A 16,037-nucleotide genomic window follows, 5' to 3' on the forward strand; every position below is an offset into this window, starting at 1 on the left:
CGGCAATCGGCGAGGTATACCCGTCCTCCGAGGGCCGGCCAGTGTGGCTTTCGAATCCTGAAGGAGAATTTCCCAGGACATGGAATCCCTGCCACTTCACTCTCTTCATGTCGGCGGTCGCTGGATCAGTCCCGGCACCGATGAGACCATCGCCGTCGAAAACCCGGCGACGGAAGAGATCGTCGGGCGGATCCCCGCCTGCGGGGCGAACGATGCCCGGCGCGCGGTCGACGCCGCGCGGGCCGCCTTCCCCGCCTGGTCGGCGACCGGCACCGCGACGCGTGCCGGGTACCTCACGGCGCTGCGCGACGCACTGGTGGAGAACCAGGCGGAGATGGCCGATCTGATCACCCGGGAGATGGGCTCCCCCCGCGCCTTCTCGCAGCGCGTCCAGGTGGGGCTGCCGGTCAAGGTGCTGGAGGCGTACGCCCGCGAACTGACCGGGAACGAGGCGGGTGAGGAGCGGATCGGGCATTCCGTCGTGGTCAGGGAAGCGGCCGGTGTGGTCGCCGCGATCACGCCCTGGAACTATCCGCTGCACCAGATGGTCGCGAAGGTCGGCGCGGCCCTCGCGGCAGGCTGCACCATCGTCCTCAAGCCGAGCGAAATCGCCCCGCTGTCCGCCTACTTCCTCACCACGCTCATCGAAGGCACAGGTCTGCCGGCCGGAGTCTTCAACCTCCTCCCGGGCCAGGGCGCGGTAGCGGGGCGGGCCCTGGCCGCCGACCCTGGAGTGGACGTGGTGTCGTTCACCGGCTCGCTCGCCGCGGGCCGGGAGGTCGGCTCGGCCGCGGGCCTCGGCGTCAAGAAGGTCTGCCTGGAACTGGGCGGAAAATCGGCGACGCTGGTGCTGTCCGACGCGGACCTGGCCACCGCGGTCGAGGACGGCGTCCGCGGTGCGCTGCACAACGCGGGCCAGACGTGCACGGCACGCAGCAGGCTGCTCGTGCCGCGGGCTCGGCTCGACGAAGCGGTGGACGTGGCACGTTCCGTACTCACCGAGTACGTACCCGGCGATCCCACGGACCCCGGCTGCCGCCTGGGCCCGCTGGTATCCCGAGCCCAGCGCGACCGGGTTCTGGAGCATCTGCGGCGGGCCGCGCACGACGGCGCACAGCAGGTGGCGGGTCCGGAGCGGGGCGACGTACCGGACATCGGCCACTATGTGGCACCGAGCGTGTGGACCCGGGTGGACCCCACGTCGCCGCTCGCCCAGGAGGAGATCTTCGGGCCGGTGCTCGCCGTCCTCCCCTTCGACGACGACGCCGACGCCGTGGCTCAGGCCAACGAGACGCGCTACGGCCTCGCGGCGACCGTCTGGTCCGAAGACACCGAACGGGCGACGAACGTGGCGCGCCGGCTGCGCGTCGGGCAGGTCGACATCAACGACGCCCGATTCAACCCCGCCGCCCCGTTCGGTGGTTACCGACAGTCGGGCGTCGGGCGCGAACTCGGGCGCCACGGCATCGAGGAGTTCCAGGAGATCAAGTCTCTCCAGCTTCCCTCCTGACGCCCGCTCCTTCGCTTCTCGCCGGCTTCCCAGCCGTCATCTCCACGTCCTTCGACGCCCCTGCACAGCTTCTACGACGGGTAACAGCGTGTCCCTGCGAATGCCGCACATCCATGCCGAATTCCCCCCTCGGATCAGCCCCTACACCGACCAGGTCGAGGAGAGCACCCGGGCCTTCGTCCGCAGCTTCGGCCTGGTCCCCGACGACGGCGCCCGGCGCCACCACGAGCGCTCACTGCTCGGCACCCTGATGTCCCGGGCCTATCCGCACTCCGGCCCGGTCGAACTCGCCCTGGTGACCGACTGGATCAGCTGCATGCTGGTCCTGGACGACCAGTTCGACGAGACCCGGCTCGGGCAGGAGCCCGAACGGCTGCGCAAGGTGTGCGACGAGGTGCTCGGCTGGCTCACGCCCGACGGAGTCGTCACCGAGGGACCGTCCGCCTCCGTGGACCGCTCGATCACCCGGGCGTTCCGGCCCGCCTACGCCGATCTGTGGCGGCGCACCGCTCCGTACACCTCCGACACCTGGCGGACGCGGCTCGCCGGGCACATCGGCGCCTTCTTCGAGACCTGCGTCTGGGAGGCGGAGAACCGGCTCACCGGCCGGACGCCCGGCCTGGACGAATACATCGGGTACCGCGGCCGGGCACTCATGCCCTACCTCGACCTCATCGAGGTGACCACGCACGCCGAGATCCCCCAGGAGATCTACCGGCTCCCGGAGTTCACCGAGATGAACCAGGCGCTCTCGGACGCCGACCTGTGGACCAACGACCTCTTCTCCTGTGAGAAAGAGGCCCTGCTCGGCGACCCGCACAATCTCGTCCTCGTCCACCAGCACGAGCACGGCACGGATCTGCAGACCGCCGCGGACGCGGTGGGCGAGATGGTCCAGGACCGTTTCGACCGCTTCACGGAACTCAGCAGGACATTCCCCGGACCGGCCCTGGCGGGGGAACTCCCGCCGGCCGGACTCGACATGCTGCGCCGCCACATCGACGGCATGCGCAGCTGGCTGAGCGGCCAACTGCAGTGGCGTGCGGAGACCCTCCGCTTCGATCCGACGCGGCCCGAGGTCACCAGCGCCACCGGATCCACCCCCCTCTGAGAGGCCCTGTCACGCCCCTCCCTTGCGATTGCGATCGAGGTACGGAATGCGAGACCGGTACGCGACCCTGAGACAACTCCAGACGCTCGATCCGAAAACGGATCACGAGCGGATCCACCGAAGATCCTCCGACAGCGAGTTCCCCTGGGACTACGGCAGAGGGCTCGAAGTGGCGATCTGGCGCACCTGCTGTGTGCCCAGCATCTCCCAAGTACTGGACGGCAGCGGAGAGTTCGCGCTGCACGCCCAGAAACGCTACGACGACACCCGGATCCTGCTGGGCGAGCTGGTCCGCGGCGGATACGACTCCGAGCGCGGCCGCCAGGCGCTGCGCCAGATCAACCAGGCCCACCGCAGATTCACCATAGCCAACGACGACATGCTCTATGTGCTGTCGACGTTCATCTATGAGCCGATCCGCTGGATAGACCGCTGGGCCTGGCGCAGGACCAGCGAGACCGAGCGGCTCGCCGCCTTCTACTTCTACGTGGAGGTGGGGCGCCGGATGAACATCCGGGACCTGCCCACCGACTACGACGCGTTCGAACGGTTCAACCGTGACTACGAGCGGACGCATTTCCGCCAGGTGCCGAGCAACCACCGCGTCGGCACCCAGATCATGAAGCTCTACTCGTCCTGGTACCCACGCCCGGTCAGTGACCTCGTGGCAGCCACGCTGCCGTGCCGGCTCGACGAGGAGGCCCGCCACGCCCTGAGCGTGGCCAGGCCGCCGCGCTGGGCCCAGGCCCTCAATGTGCTCGGGCTGCGCGGGCACGCGCGTGCCGAGCGGATGGCGCCCGCCCTGATGGCACGCCTGATGACCAGGCCGACCGCCCGGACGTATCCGGGATATCCGCATGGCTACCGCATCAGCGACATCGGTCCCCGCCACGTCACCCGGCCCGCCGCGGGCACGCCGGCAGCACCCGCAGAAAGCCTCAGGGACTGAACGCATATGACCCCCTTCGCACCGCCGTCGGTCACCGCGGACCCGACCGTCCGCATCGGCGGCACACCACTGGAGCCCATCCGCGTACCGCTCGGTGAGCGCACCCTGCGGCTCTGGCTCAAGCTGGAGGCCGGCAACCCGTTCGGCTCCATCAAGGCCCGTACCGCACAAGCGTTGCTGTCCGCCCTGGAGGCGACCGGTGAACTGCGCCCGGGACGGCGCGTGGTGGAGTCCACCTCCGGCAACCTGGGCACGGCGCTGGCCGGGCTGTGCGCCGCCCGCGGCTACGCCTGCACCCTGGTCGTGGAGCCGAGCACCCCTCGTAGCAGCGTCGAGCGGATGACCGCCCACGGCGCGGACGTCGTGGTCGTTTCCGAGGTGCCCGGCGGCAGAACACTCGACGCCCGGCTCGCCGCGGTCCAGGACATCCTGCGCCGTGATCCCGACGCGGTATGGACCGATCAGTACCGGAGTCCGGCCAACCCGGCCGTCCATGAGACGCAGACCGCGGCGGAACTGGTGAAGGCGGCCCCCGGCGGGTCCTTCGACGCGGTGGCCGTGGCCGTCTCGACCGGAGGGACGCTCGCCGGTGTCGCCCGGTACTTCCGGGACCATCTGCCCGACGCGCGGATCATCGCCGTGGACGCCGTCGGTTCCGCGGCGCTGGGCGGGCCCCCGGCCGAACGCCCCGTCAAGCTCGCCGGTTTCGGCTCCGGCCGGGTGTCCGGCTTCGTCGGGCCCGGAGACTGGGACCACCTCGTTCGCCTCCGCGACGAGGACGCCGTGGCCGCCTGCGCGCTGGTCAGGGAGCGCACCGGGCTGTCCCTCGGCGGCAGCGCCGGGGCAGCCGTACTCGCCTCGGTCCTACGAGCCGTCAGCGACCCGTCCCTCCGGGAGGTGGCTTGCCTCTGCCCGGACAGCGGTGAGAAGTATCCGCAGCTCAACGCAGAACCGCCGGCCGGTCCCGGACGGGCCGGCGGCGAGATCATCGCGGCTCTGGAACTGCTGGGCCGCGCGTCACCCGACACCGCACCTCCCGGAGAAGCAGGCGCATGAACACCTCCACCCCGCCCTCGATCACCTACCTCCCCAGTGAGGACGTGGCACGGATCTGCGCGGATCTACCGCTCGTCGACATCGTCCAGGACACGCTGCTGGGGTTCGCCCGCAAGGAGGCCGGGCTGACACCCGAGGCCGCCCTGCGCTGGACCACGCCGACCGGCGCCTCGGCTCGGAGCCTCATCCTGCCCGGCTGGTCCGGGAGCAGCTACGGCTGCAAGATCATCAACGCGTCGTTGGGCAATCACCGCTTCGGTCTGCCGCGCGCCGCCGGCCTGATCGTGCTCAACGACCCCGAGACCGCCCGCCCGGTGTGCGTCATGGAGGGCGGCCGGATCAGTGCCCTGCGCACCGCCGGGGTCTCGGTCGCGGCGGTGCGCGCTGTGCGCGACACCGCCGGTGTCACCAGCGTGGCCCTGCTCGGCTGCGGCCGGCAGGCCGAGGTCCATCTGGAACTGCTGGAAGCGGCCTGCCCGGACCTGGCCGAAGTGCTCCTCCATGACCAGGACGGCGCCCGGGCCCGGGAGTTCGCCGCCGAGTGGGGCGCCGGCCGTCCCGATGTCGCGGTCACCGTGGTGGACCGTGCCAGGGAGGCTGTCGAGCGTGCCCGGCTCACGATCGCCGTGACCACGACCACCGAGCCCTACGTCGAACTCGACTGGGTGCCCGCCGGCGCCACCTTCGTCAACGTCTCGCTCGACGACGCGACGGAGAGCCTGCTCCTCGGCTGCGACCGTCTCTTCGTCGACAACTGGGATCTGGTGGCCGAGGACGACCACCGGCTGCTCGGGGTGCTCGCCCGGGCGGGCCGGGTCACCGGCCCGGGGGAGACGGCTCCCGAGAACGGCCGGGCGGTGGACGCCGATCTGCCGACGCTGCTCTCCGGGGGTCCCGGACGGCCGGTCGGCGCCGAGGAACGGGTGGTGATCAACCCGTTCGGGATGGGCGTGCACGACATAGCGGTCGCCGCCGCGGTGCACGCCAAGGCGCTGGAACTGGGACTCGGCCTGTCGCTGCCCCACTGATCCACCATCCTGCACAGCCGTAAGGCCCCGTCACTGACGGGGCCTTACGGTTTCGGGGGAGGAAATGGTCTGTCAGCCGTCCAGTTCGGCCAGCACCTCGGCGGTGTGCTCGCCGTGTCCGGGAGCGGCGCCGCGCAGTGAGTCGAGCCCCGCCCCGAACAGCACGGGGAAGCGCACCTGCCGGCGGGACCGCTCGGTTGCCGACGCGGGCAAGGTGCCCACCAGCTGCCGGTCTTGGACATGGGCATCGTCCAGCACCTCGTCCGCCGATTCGTAGACGGGCGCCCACGGCAGGTCGAGCGCCGACAGGGACGCCGTCCACCAGGCGAGGTCACGCTGGGCGAAGACATCCGTCAGCAGCGCCCGCACCTCCCTCTTGGCGCGGGTGCGATCGGCCCTGCGGTCGTACGCCTCGTCGGCGAGCGCCGGGAACTCCTCGGCGAACGCGCGCCGGAAGGTGAGCCAGAACTTGTCCTCGAAGGTCGCGAACGCGATCCGGCGACCGTCCGCCACCACGAACACGTCGTTGTCCCCGGTGACCAGCGGGCTGTCGACCGGATCCGCGCGCTCCAGCAGCGGCAGGGCGAGCGGACCGCACCAGGCCGCGGCGGCCTCGTGCAGCGAGACATCCAGATGCTGCCCCTGCCCGGTGGCTCCGGCCGCCGCGACCGCCACCGAGGTGGTGAACGCCGCGTACATGGCACCGGCCAGATCGGCCACCCGCACGCCCACCCGGTCGACGGCCCCCTCGGTGCGGTGCGGCACGGCGAAGAAGCCCGACAGGGCGAGGAAGTTGAGGTCATGGCCGGGCCTGGAGGCGTACGGCCCGCTCTGGCCGAATCCGCTGATCGAACAGAGCACCACCCGGGGGTTGGCGGCACGCAACCGCTCAAAGCCGAGCCCCATGCCCTCCAGCACACCCGGGCGGTAGCTCTCCACCACCGCGTCACAGCGCTCGACCAGCCGCAGCAGTGTCTCGCGTCCGTCCGGGTCACGCAGATCGAGCACCACGGAGCGCTTGTTGCGGTTCAGCGCGGCGAAGGCATCCGGGTCGACCAGGCGGCCGTAGTCGCCGCTGCCGGGGTCCTCGATCTTGATGACATCGGCACCGAGATCGGCCATCAAAACCGTGGCGAACCCCCCGGGCAGCAGCCTGGACAGGTCCAGCACGCGAATATCGCGAAGGCCCTTCCAGCCATCCATCGGATTCTCCGGCATGAATACTCCCCCTATCAATTGAGCGTACGTTACCGGGAATCCGGGGGCGGAGTCTGGAGCGCACCTGAATGAATTGCTGCCTCTTTTTATTTCTTGTCGCGGCCGGAAGAATCCGCCCTCAAAATCGTTTTTCGGCCCGAATCCCTCCTCGCTAGGAGCCCGTCATGCCCACCGGACCCGACGCCTCGCTGCGTCCAGCGGACCACTCGGTCCCCCTCTCCGATCTCACGGTCGGCGCACTGCTGCGCAGCACGGCGGCCACGCACGGCGAGGCGATCGCACTCGCCGGTGTCCCGGACGACGGCGGCCCCCGGCGACTGTGGACGTACAACGAACTGCTCGCCGAGGCGGAAAGCGTGGCGGCCGGCATCCTGGAACGCGTTCCCCTGGGCAGCCGGGTCGCGATCTGGGCGCACAACATTCCCGAGTGGCCGGTATTCGAGTACGCCGCCGCACTCGCCGGAGTGACCCTGGTGACGCTGAATCCGACGCTCCGCGCCGTCGAATTGGAGCACGCGCTGCGCGCCTCCGACGCCGCCATGCTGGTGTACGCCGACCACAGCCGTGCGTACGACATGGCGGAAGTGGCCGGCAAGGTCGGTGCCGGCCTTCCGCAGCTGCGCCACGTGGTGTCCGTCGCCGACTGGGAGAGCCTGAAGGGCGCGTGCCCCCTCCCGTCCGACGAGGAGATCACCGCAGCCGGGATCCCCGCACAGCTGCAGTTCACCTCGGGGACCACCGGCGCCCCGAAGGCTGTGCTGCTCTCCCACCGGGCCGTGGTCAATGTCTCCCGGCTCACGTTCGAGGGCCTCGGGGTCGAGGAAGGCGCCACCGTCGTCTCGCCGCTGCCCATGTTCCACACGGCCGGCTGTGTCATCTCCTGCCTGGGGCCCCTGTGGAGCGGCGGTACGTTCACCCTGGTGGAACGGTTCAGCCCCAAGCGGCTGCTCGATGTGCTGCGTGAGTCGCCGGGCGCCGTACTGACCAGCGTTCCCACCGTTCTCACCGCACTCAACGATGTGGCCAAGGGCGACACGGCGCCGCCCGTGCTCTCCGCCGTCCTCACCGGCGCGGCTCCGGTCCGCGCACAGCTCATCGCCGAGACCGAGCGGCTCTTCTCCACCACGGTCTTCAATCTCTACGGTCAGACCGAGCTGGCCTCCGTACTCACGCTCACCCGTCCCGACGACTCCGCCGAACTCAAGACGAGTACGGTGGGCCGGCCGCTGCCGCATGCCGAGGTCAAGATCGTCGATCCGCGCTCCGGGGAGGTCCAACCGCTCGGTGTCCAGGGGGAGATCTGCGCACGGAGCTACCAGCAGATGATCGCCTACTACGGTGACGCCGAGGCGACCGCGGCCAAGGTCGACGCGGACGGCTGGCTGCACACCGGCGACCTCGGCTCGATGGACGCCACCGGCACCCTTCGGATCGACGGCCGCCTGAACGAAATCATCATCCGAGGGGGCGAGAACATCTCCCCCGCCTCCGTCGAAGAGGTGCTCTGCGAGGTTCCGGGAGTACGCGACGCGGTGGTCCTGGGGATCCCCGACGACCGGTGGGGTGAGATCGTCGCCGCCGTGCTCCAGCCCGCAGCCGCCGCGTCCCCCGACCCGGCCGCCGTCCTCGCCCTGTGCACGGAACGGCTGTCCCCCCACAAAATTCCCGCCCTGTGGTTCCTGGCCGATGAGTTCCCGCTCACCGCGTCCGGAAAGATCCAGAAGTTCCGGGTCCGGGAAATCATCGCGGCGGACGGCTTCCACCGGCTCGACTCCGGTGCGCCCGCCTCCCACCACGTCCACGCCTGACCACCGGGAGCGACATGAAGATCGCGATGCAGCTGCGCTACGACACGGACATCGTCGAGGCCGCCCGAAACGTGACCGCACTCGAAAGCGCCGGACTGGACCACATCTGGGTTCCGGAAGCGTACGGCTTCGACGCCCCCAGCTTCATGGGATACATCGCCGCACGCACCAGCCGGGTGGAGATCGGTTCCGGCATCCTGCCGACCTTCACCAGGACTCCGGCCCTGCTCGCCATGACGGCCGCCGGAGTCGACGCCCTGTCAGGGGGCCGTGCCCACATCGGACTCGGCGCATCGGGACCACAGGTCGTGGAGGGCATGCACGGCGTTCCCTACCGCGCGCCGGTCGCCCGCACCCGCGAGACGATCGACGTCATGCGTGCGTTCTGGCGCCGGGACAAGCCCGTCACCTATGGCGGCGACACCGTCCGGCTGCCGCTTCCTGCGGGGGAGGGCGGGGCCTGCGGGCTGGGCGTCCCGATGCGGTTGCTGTCCGCCCCCGTACGTCCCGAGGTACCGGTGTGGGTCGCGGCACTCGGCCCGAAGAACGTGCGGATGGCCGCGGAGGTGGCCGACGGCTGGCTGCCGATGTTCTTCGTGCCCGAGTGGTGCGACCAGGTCTGGGGGCCGAGCCTCAAAGCGGGCGCCGCCGCCCGGGACTCCCGGCTCGGGCCCCTCCGTATATCGGCGGGCGGTCTCCTCGCCATCGGCCCGGACGCCGCCCGCGTACGGCAGCGCGCCCGCGGACAACTGGCCCTGTTCATCGGCGGCATGGGCGCCCCGGGCCAGAACTACTACTACGACCTGGTCTGCCGTTACGGCTACGCCCACGAGGCCGAAGCCGTCCAGCGGCTCTTCCTCGCGGGCGACCGGGCGGCCGCCGCGGCGGCCGTACCGGAAGAACTACTGGAGGCCACCACGCTCTGCGGTCCGGAGAGCTATGTGAAGGACCGGATCGCCGCCCACCGGGAGGCCGGGGTCACGCATCTCCAGGTCGAACCGGTGCCGGGCGAGGGCGCGACGGAGGCGTCCCTGATCGCCAGGCTGAAGGAGCTGTGCGACTGAGACCCCTCGTGCGCCGACTACGCGGGCTCCTGGAGGTGCAGCCTGGTGAGGGGCAGGAACGCGTACTCGCCGCCGGACCGTGCCGGGCCTTCGAGCACCTGCTGGTCGACCAGCACCTCCAGGAGGTCCTCGGCCTCCCGGACGGGACGGCCGAGGACCGCGGCGGCCGAGGCGATGGTGAACGAACCGGCGGCGGCGGCGAGGGTACGTACCGCCTCCCGCAGTGCCGTCCCGGGCGCAGGCAGACCGCGGCCCAGCCGTCCGCGGATGTCGAGGTCTCCCGTCACCAGTTCCCCGAGCCGGCAGGACTCGTCCTCCAGACGGTCCGCCAGCCGGGACGGCGCCCAGTGCGGCCGGCCGGCCAGCCGCATGCCGGCGATCCGCAGGGCCAGCGGCAGCCGCCCACAGAGCCGGGCGATCCGCTCGGCGGCGTCCCGCTCGGCCGAGATCCGGGACTCACCCGCGATATGGGCGAGCAGCGTCACGGCCTGGTCGGTGTCGAAAGGGGAGACCCGGAAGTGCCGTGCGCCTTCGAGACTGGACAGCGGCGCCCGGCTGCTGATGAGAAGGGCGCTGGTCACACCGCCCGGCACCATCGACCGCACGGCCTGCTCGCCCGCCGCGTCATCGATCACCACGAGCACCTGACGCTTTGCGAGCAGCCCGCGGTAGAGGGCGATCCGGCCCGGCAACCCGTCGGGTACCGCGTCGACCGGTACTCCGAGCGCCATGACGAAGCGGCCCAGCAGGGCGCGAACTTCGTCAGGAGTGCCGGTGCGCAGCTCGCCGTGCAGGATCCCGTCCCGGAAGTTCGGCCGGGAGGAGGCCGCGACACGGGCGGCGAGAATGGACTTTCCCACACCGGCCGGACCGTACAGCGCGGCGACCGGTGCCGCACCGAAGGAGACCTGCGGGCCCCGGCCGGCCAAGTGGTGGACGATGCGGTGTTGTTCGGGGCGGTCCACATAGTCACGGATACCGGCCGGCAGCTGGAACGGGCGAACCGGCTCCCCGCCGGCCGGCCGGACGGCCGGGCGCGCGACGAGGCGTTCCTCATCGGTACGGAGAATGGCCAGCTGCGCGGTGCGGAGCTCCTCGCCGGCGCCGATGCCGCTCTCGTTGCGCAGCCGGCGATCGACCGCGGCGAACATCTCCAGGGCGGCGGCCCGCTGACCGGAACCGGCCAGCGCCGTGCCGAGCCGTGCGTGCACCCCTTCGTGCAGCGGGTTGCCGCGGGCGATCGGCCGGAGGTGGTCGATGACGTCCTCGTACCGCCCCCGCGGCAGTACGAGGTCGGCCAGTCGCAGCGCGGACGCCACCCGCTGCTGCACGGACTCGACGGCGACGGGATGGCTCAGGAGGATCGGCCCCATTCCCTCCAGTACCGGTCCGCGCCACAGCGACAACGCCTCACCCAGCAGCGCCACTTCCGCATCCGGGTCACCCTCGGCGCGCGCTCCCGAGGTCTCCTGGAGCAGCCGGCGGAATTCGAGCAGGTCCAGCCTGCCTCCCTCCGGCATCTGCAGCTCATAGCCGGTGGCCCGGCGTACGAGGAGCGGCTGCCCGCCGTCGGGTGCCGCGTGCACCTCCAGCAGCTGACGTATGCGGTACACGTAGGTGTGGATCAACTGGCCGAAGGAGTCGGGGATGTCGTCTCCCCACAGCACGTCGATGATCTCGTCCCGGTCCACGACCTGGTTGACGCGCAGGGCCAGCAGTCCGAGCAGGCTCTGCTGCTTCGGCGTCCCCGCGGTCAGCTCGATCGGACCCCGGGACACCGAGAGGCGCCCCAGGACGCGCAGGACGAGCGGGTCGTCGTCCGTGTAGACGGCCGCTCCCTGGGGGGCGGCGCCGGGCAGGTGCGTGAACAGCCGTGGCTCGCAGAGCGTTTCGGCGAGTCTCTTGAGTGAGCTGGCCCGTGGTGAGCGGACCCGCCCCTGCTCCATTTCACGCAGGGCACGAAGGCTGATGCCCGATTGCTCGGCGACCACCCGCTGGCTCACGCCACTGCGGGCGCGGGCGCCTCTGATGATGCTTGCGATGTCTCGGTGTGCGATCGGTTTCATCTGCGAACCAAGCACTGTTCGGTTCCCCCTAGGCGGACAAAAAAGGGGGCCGCCGGCAGCCGGACGAGGTCCGGTGCGCGGCGGCCCGGTCGGATCGAATACGGCTGGGGTGGTCAGTCCCAGATCATGGAGTGGTCCGGGTCGTCGGCCGAAGCGGCGGCGGTGAATCCGCATGGCAGCGCGGCGGAGTTCTGCACGATAAAGATCGGCATCGCGGCGGTCGTGACGACGGGCCGGGCACCGCGGAAGGCGCGATGGAACATGCTTTTCCCCCTGAAGAGCATGAAAGCTGATGCGCTCCCCCACACGCCGGTCTGACGGTCAATGGGAAGCAGCATCGGTTTCTCGGTGGTCCACCAGGGCCCTTGGTGTGACGTCAGTCTTGCGGCCGATCCGGCCGACTTGAAGTGTTTCCGTCTGGCCGAAATCGGTCCCGTCCCGTTTCGTCCTCCGTTCCGGCCCCGCCGGTCGTCTCGGCGAGCAGCCGGTTGTGCACCTCCGGCACCATCACGGCCCCGCAGGAGAGCAGGGTGTACTCCCCGAGCGGGCCGGCAGTGACCGCCAGTCGGGAGAGGCGCAGCGCCGTGCTCTCGGCGTCATGCAGCCGCCGCAGGGCGTGGAAAAGCCCAATGGTGAGCAGACCGGGGCCGGTTGTGTGCACGCTCACATGCTGGAGTGCGTCGCCGGGTACGGCCGCGGCCTTCACCCAGGCGGCGATGCCGTCCGGGGGGCCGTTCTCGGGAAGAGCGCGCAAACAGACATGAATCAGGTGCATGGGACGACGATGGGAGGTTGAGGAGCGCACGGCAAGGAGTTCCCCGTTGGCCGGAACCGGCCAACGAGAAAACGTTCGGCATCCAGTTCGAGTCATATGTCATTATCGGCTCGACTCGAAATTTGGGAGGCGGACAATGCTGGAATTGCTGGGTCTGGACGCCCGATCGGAGGAAGTCTACCGATGTATGCTTGCCCATCCTGGCGCCGGGATACCCGCAATCGCCGGTATCACCGGCCTGTCGGAACAAGAGGTCACCGAGACGCTCGACTCCCTGAGCGAGCTTGCGCTGGTCCGCACCCAGGAGGAATGCGGAACGCAGTTCCAGGCGGTGTCGCCGGAGTTCGGCCTGGAGATTCTCCTCGCGAAGCAGCAAGCGGAATTGGCAGTTCAGCTTTCGAGAGTTGACGCCTCGAGAGCCGCCGCCGCGAAGCTCATCGCTCAGTACGCAGAGATGCAGTCGCCGTGGGCGGAGCCGAGCAGTACCTACCTGGTGGGCGTCGACGCGATCCGGAAAAAACTCTCCGCGATGACCCGGAAGGTGCGCCGCGAGGTGATGTGTTTCGCACCGAACGGGGGGCATTCCGAGGAGAGTCTGCTGGCCGCCAAGCCGCTGGACCAGCAACTGCTGAATCGAGGGGTCCGGCTGCGCACCGTCTACCTGGACAGCGTGCGCAACAGCCCGCACACCACGGCCTACGCCGAGTGGCTGGCAACCCACGGAGGAGAGGTGCGCACCGCGCCGTCGCTTCCGGTCAGAATGATCATTATGGACGGTGAGGCCGCGGTGATCCCCACCAACACCGACAACACCAAGGAAGGCGCCGTTGTTCTGCACGGGCAGGGCACCCTCGCCGCGCTGTGCGCCCTCTTCGAGAGCACGTGGGCTTCGGCCAACCCACTGGGCGCCGTCTCCACGCCCGACGACCAGGGGCTCACGGCCCAGGAACGGGAGGTCCTGGAGTTCCTCTACGGAGGCCTGACCGACGAGGCCGTCGCGAAGCGGCTGGGCGTCTCGGCCCGGACCGCGCGCCGGATCGCCAACAACCTCATGGAGCGACTGGGCTCCCGCAGCCGTTTCCAGGCCGGGGCCCTGGCGGTGCAGCGTCAATGGCTTCCCTCCCAGCCATGAAACGCCACTCCATGTCCCCCTCTGCCGTGACGTCGGTCCCCCTGCGGGGGGCGGATCGCTGTCACACTCCATCGGGCTCGGCCGCCTAGCGCCCTGTTCGAGATCGTCCCGGTCCACCGACAGCCGCGATCGCAGCGAGCGGCGCCGCGATCGCGTCGGCCGTGAAGCACCGGCCGACGCGATCGCGCTCCCCGGCGCCGGCGCGCCGTGCCATCGAACATCGACGGGCATACCGCTGCCCGGCACGGTGTGCGGACTTCGCCCGGAGGCCGGCAGCGAAAGACGTTCTCCCTCGCGTACACCGTTCCCCGTGCCGGTCCCGGAAAGTCTCTGGAAGACAGACCGGAGCATTCCGTAATCCTCGGGAGGGAACAACGGGAAACGCTTCCGGCATTCACGTGGGTCGTCCAACGAAGGCACTGTGACGAAATGCGGCGCCGGAGTGCGGTCAAGGATTCCGAAGGGCAGTTTCACATCCGTGACGCGGGCACTGAGTCCCTCGCCCGGTGATCCTCCAGGAATTCCCGAGTCAGCCCCCGGACCGAATGCTTGGTCCTTCGCCGGGATAAAGTCCGGCCGGTCGGTCAGGTTTCTTCCTCCGCCGAAGCCAAGCACCACCATTGCTGCTTTTCGCGGCCCGTTGTGGAGCTCCTCCGACAACCGGGCCGGTACGGCCACCCGCGACAGGCTGCGGAACCGCGGCATGCTCGCTCCACTGCTTGATCGGTTCAATACGAGGGTCTGAGGAGCATGCCAGGCAGCCGCCCCATCCCTCTGTACGGCATCTGCACGCGGAACTTCCCGTCCCGGCTGCCGCCATCCTTCGGCGTCGAAGGGCGCGGATGCCGCTGGGCGCACGTGCGATCCGGAGGCGCTACCACTGATGGCAGGCTGCCAGAGGTCCGAGACCGGTTGCGGCAGCCGGCCTTCGTCATTCGCAGGCGCCGGCGGATCGGGCTCTCACAGCCAGTCCCGCCGCTTGAAGATGACGTACAAGCTGGTGCACACGACCGCCATGAGGATGATCGCGAACGGGTACCCGAACGCCCAGTGCAGCTCCGGCATATGAGCGAAATTCATGCCGTAGATGGTGCCGACGAGAGTGGGGGCAAAGAGAATCGCCGCCCAGCTCGAAATCTTCTTGATCTCCTCGTTCTGTTCGAAGCCGGCCTCGGCCAGGGCGCGCATTTCGGCGTTCTGCTGCTGGTTCACCAGCGTCGCGTTGACGGTGAGGATGTCTTGCAGGGCCTGCCGGAAGCCGTCCACGCGTTCCGTCGTGTGCAGCACGTGGTCGGCCACATCGCGCAGATAGCGACGGAGCTCCGCATCGATCGCGTACTTCTCGAAGCCGGCGGTCAGGCTCTCCAGGATGCCGTTCAGCGGGCGGGTCGCGCGCTGGAACTCCACGACCTCGCGGGAGAGTTCATAGATACGCCGGGAGACCCGTGGGTCACCGCCGAAGACCTCGGTCTCGATCTCGTCGATGTCGTTCTGGACCCCCGCGACGACCGGCACGTAGCCGTCGACGACGGCGTCGAGGATGGCGTAGAGGACCGCTTCGGGGCCACGCTTGAGAAGTTCGGGGGTCTCCTCCATGCGGCGCCGTACGGCCGAGAGGTCGGGGGCGCCGCCGTGCCGCACGGTGATGACGAAATCGCGGCCGACGAAGAGATGCAGCTCCCCGAAATCGACCTCCTCGGGATCGTCCAGATAGCGGGCGGCGCGCAGAACGACGAAGAGGGTCTCGCCGTACCGCTCCAGCTTTGGCCGCTGATGGGCCTCCAGCGCGTCCTCGACCGCGAGCGGGTGGAGATCGAACTCCGAAGCCAGAGTGACCAGTTCGTCGGAGGAGGGGCGGTGCAGCCCGATCCACGCCAGCGTGTCCGGGGTGCTGCGCAGCTGTTGAAAGGTGTCGGCCAGGGTGTCGTGGGTGCTGACGCGCCGCCCCTCGCGGTAGAGGGCCGCGTGGAGAACGCTGCTGGCCGTCTCTGTCGGCTGCTCGTTCGAGTCGGGACGCCTCGTCGCCTCGTCGGCCGGGGGCGCGGCAGGCCGCTTCTTCGCGGGTTTGCGCAGGCCGCGCAGTCGGCGCAGACGCCTACCGGGAGGCTCAGTGCTCACGCAGAACCGACCTCCTTCACAAGGGGGGATGAACAGGCACACAGAAACTCGACGCAGGATATCTGCCCCGGCTGTCGGTACTGGTCAGGGGCCATGGTGCAGGATGGGAGAGGGGCCTGACGCCGCGTGTGTCGCGTCCGGCAATATTTGTGTGTTTATCCCTAGAATTGTGCGATGCAGATACCGCAGACAGTCAGCGCTC

The 16,037-nt window shown here is 69.6% G+C and carries 13 protein-coding genes; 8 read left to right on the forward strand and 5 right to left on the reverse strand.

Annotated elements, in window-relative coordinates; translation table 11 throughout:
• The first annotated feature begins 79 nt into the window (after positions 1 to 79).
• The 5 genes from ACH4FH_RS06310 (at position 80) to ACH4FH_RS06330 (ending at position 5,654) form a co-directional block, all read left to right on the forward strand.
• Entirely contained in the window at positions 80 to 1,510 is a 1,431-nt protein-coding gene (locus ACH4FH_RS06310) for an aldehyde dehydrogenase family protein (protein ID WP_398554569.1), read from the forward strand.
• 88 nt (positions 1,511 to 1,598) lie between these two features.
• Positions 1,599 to 2,621 carry a hypothetical protein gene (locus tag ACH4FH_RS06315; RefSeq protein ID WP_398554570.1) on the forward strand — a complete coding sequence of 341 codons (1,023 nt, stop codon included), beginning with the start codon at positions 1,599 to 1,601 and terminating at the stop codon, positions 2,619 to 2,621.
• 46 nt (positions 2,622 to 2,667) lie between these two features.
• Complete coding sequence (locus ACH4FH_RS06320) at positions 2,668 to 3,570, forward strand: oxygenase MpaB family protein (RefSeq protein WP_398554571.1); 903 nt, start codon at positions 2,668 to 2,670, stop codon at positions 3,568 to 3,570.
• A gap of 6 nt (positions 3,571 to 3,576) precedes the next feature.
• On the forward strand, positions 3,577 to 4,626 hold the full coding sequence (locus tag ACH4FH_RS06325; RefSeq protein ID WP_398554572.1) for a cysteine synthase family protein: 1,050 nt from the start codon (positions 3,577 to 3,579) through the stop codon (positions 4,624 to 4,626).
• Positions 4,623 to 5,654: an ornithine cyclodeaminase gene (locus tag ACH4FH_RS06330; RefSeq protein WP_398554573.1), complete on the forward strand. Its 1,032-nt coding sequence runs from the start codon at positions 4,623 to 4,625 to the stop codon at positions 5,652 to 5,654. The genes ACH4FH_RS06325 and ACH4FH_RS06330 overlap by 4 nt, the downstream gene beginning before the upstream one ends.
• Before the next feature lie 72 nt (positions 5,655 to 5,726).
• On the opposite strand, the gene ACH4FH_RS06335 is transcribed toward ACH4FH_RS06330, so the two are convergent.
• On the reverse strand, positions 5,727 to 6,872 hold the full coding sequence (locus tag ACH4FH_RS06335) for a CaiB/BaiF CoA transferase family protein (RefSeq protein ID WP_398554574.1): 1,146 nt from the start codon (positions 6,870 to 6,872) through the stop codon (positions 5,727 to 5,729).
• A 164-nt stretch (positions 6,873 to 7,036) separates the two neighbouring features.
• Between ACH4FH_RS06335 and ACH4FH_RS06340 the strand changes: the two genes are divergently transcribed.
• Complete coding sequence (locus ACH4FH_RS06340; protein WP_398554575.1) at positions 7,037 to 8,680, forward strand: AMP-binding protein; 1,644 nt, start codon at positions 7,037 to 7,039, stop codon at positions 8,678 to 8,680.
• Positions 8,681 to 8,694: 14 nt separating this feature from the next.
• Positions 8,695 to 9,744, forward strand: coding sequence for an LLM class F420-dependent oxidoreductase (locus tag ACH4FH_RS06345; RefSeq protein WP_398554576.1), 1,050 nt, complete (start codon positions 8,695 to 8,697; stop codon positions 9,742 to 9,744).
• A 17-nt stretch (positions 9,745 to 9,761) separates the two neighbouring features.
• Here ACH4FH_RS06345 and ACH4FH_RS06350 read toward each other — a convergent pair whose 3' ends face one another.
• The 3 genes from ACH4FH_RS06350 to ACH4FH_RS06360 form a co-directional block, all read right to left on the reverse strand.
• Positions 9,762 to 11,810 (reverse strand): BTAD domain-containing putative transcriptional regulator, encoded by a 2,049-nt coding sequence (locus ACH4FH_RS06350; protein WP_398554577.1) that lies wholly within the window; start codon positions 11,808 to 11,810, stop codon positions 9,762 to 9,764.
• 113 nt (positions 11,811 to 11,923) lie between these two features.
• On the reverse strand, positions 11,924 to 12,148 hold the full coding sequence (locus ACH4FH_RS06355; RefSeq protein WP_398554578.1) for a hypothetical protein: 225 nt from the start codon (positions 12,146 to 12,148) through the stop codon (positions 11,924 to 11,926).
• A 38-nt stretch (positions 12,149 to 12,186) separates the two neighbouring features.
• The gene (locus ACH4FH_RS06360) at positions 12,187 to 12,585 is read right to left on the reverse strand and encodes a hypothetical protein (RefSeq protein ID WP_398554579.1); all 399 of its coding nucleotides are present in this window, start codon (positions 12,583 to 12,585) and stop codon (positions 12,187 to 12,189) included.
• 136 nt (positions 12,586 to 12,721) lie between these two features.
• Here ACH4FH_RS06360 and ACH4FH_RS06365 point away from each other — a divergent pair, with 136 nt between their 5' ends.
• Positions 12,722 to 13,717 (forward strand): LuxR C-terminal-related transcriptional regulator, encoded by a 996-nt coding sequence (locus ACH4FH_RS06365; RefSeq protein WP_398554580.1) that lies wholly within the window; start codon positions 12,722 to 12,724, stop codon positions 13,715 to 13,717.
• A 960-nt stretch (positions 13,718 to 14,677) separates the two neighbouring features.
• On the opposite strand, the gene ACH4FH_RS06370 is transcribed toward ACH4FH_RS06365, so the two are convergent.
• A complete protein-coding gene (locus tag ACH4FH_RS06370; RefSeq protein WP_398554581.1) occupies positions 14,678 to 15,835 on the reverse strand; it encodes a magnesium and cobalt transport protein CorA in 1,158 nt (385 codons plus the stop codon).
• Positions 15,836 to 16,037 lie beyond the last annotated feature (202 nt).

Source organism: Streptomyces sp. NPDC017993, from assembly GCF_044328065.1.
Classification (GTDB): Bacteria; Actinomycetota; Actinomycetes; order Streptomycetales; family Streptomycetaceae; genus Streptomyces.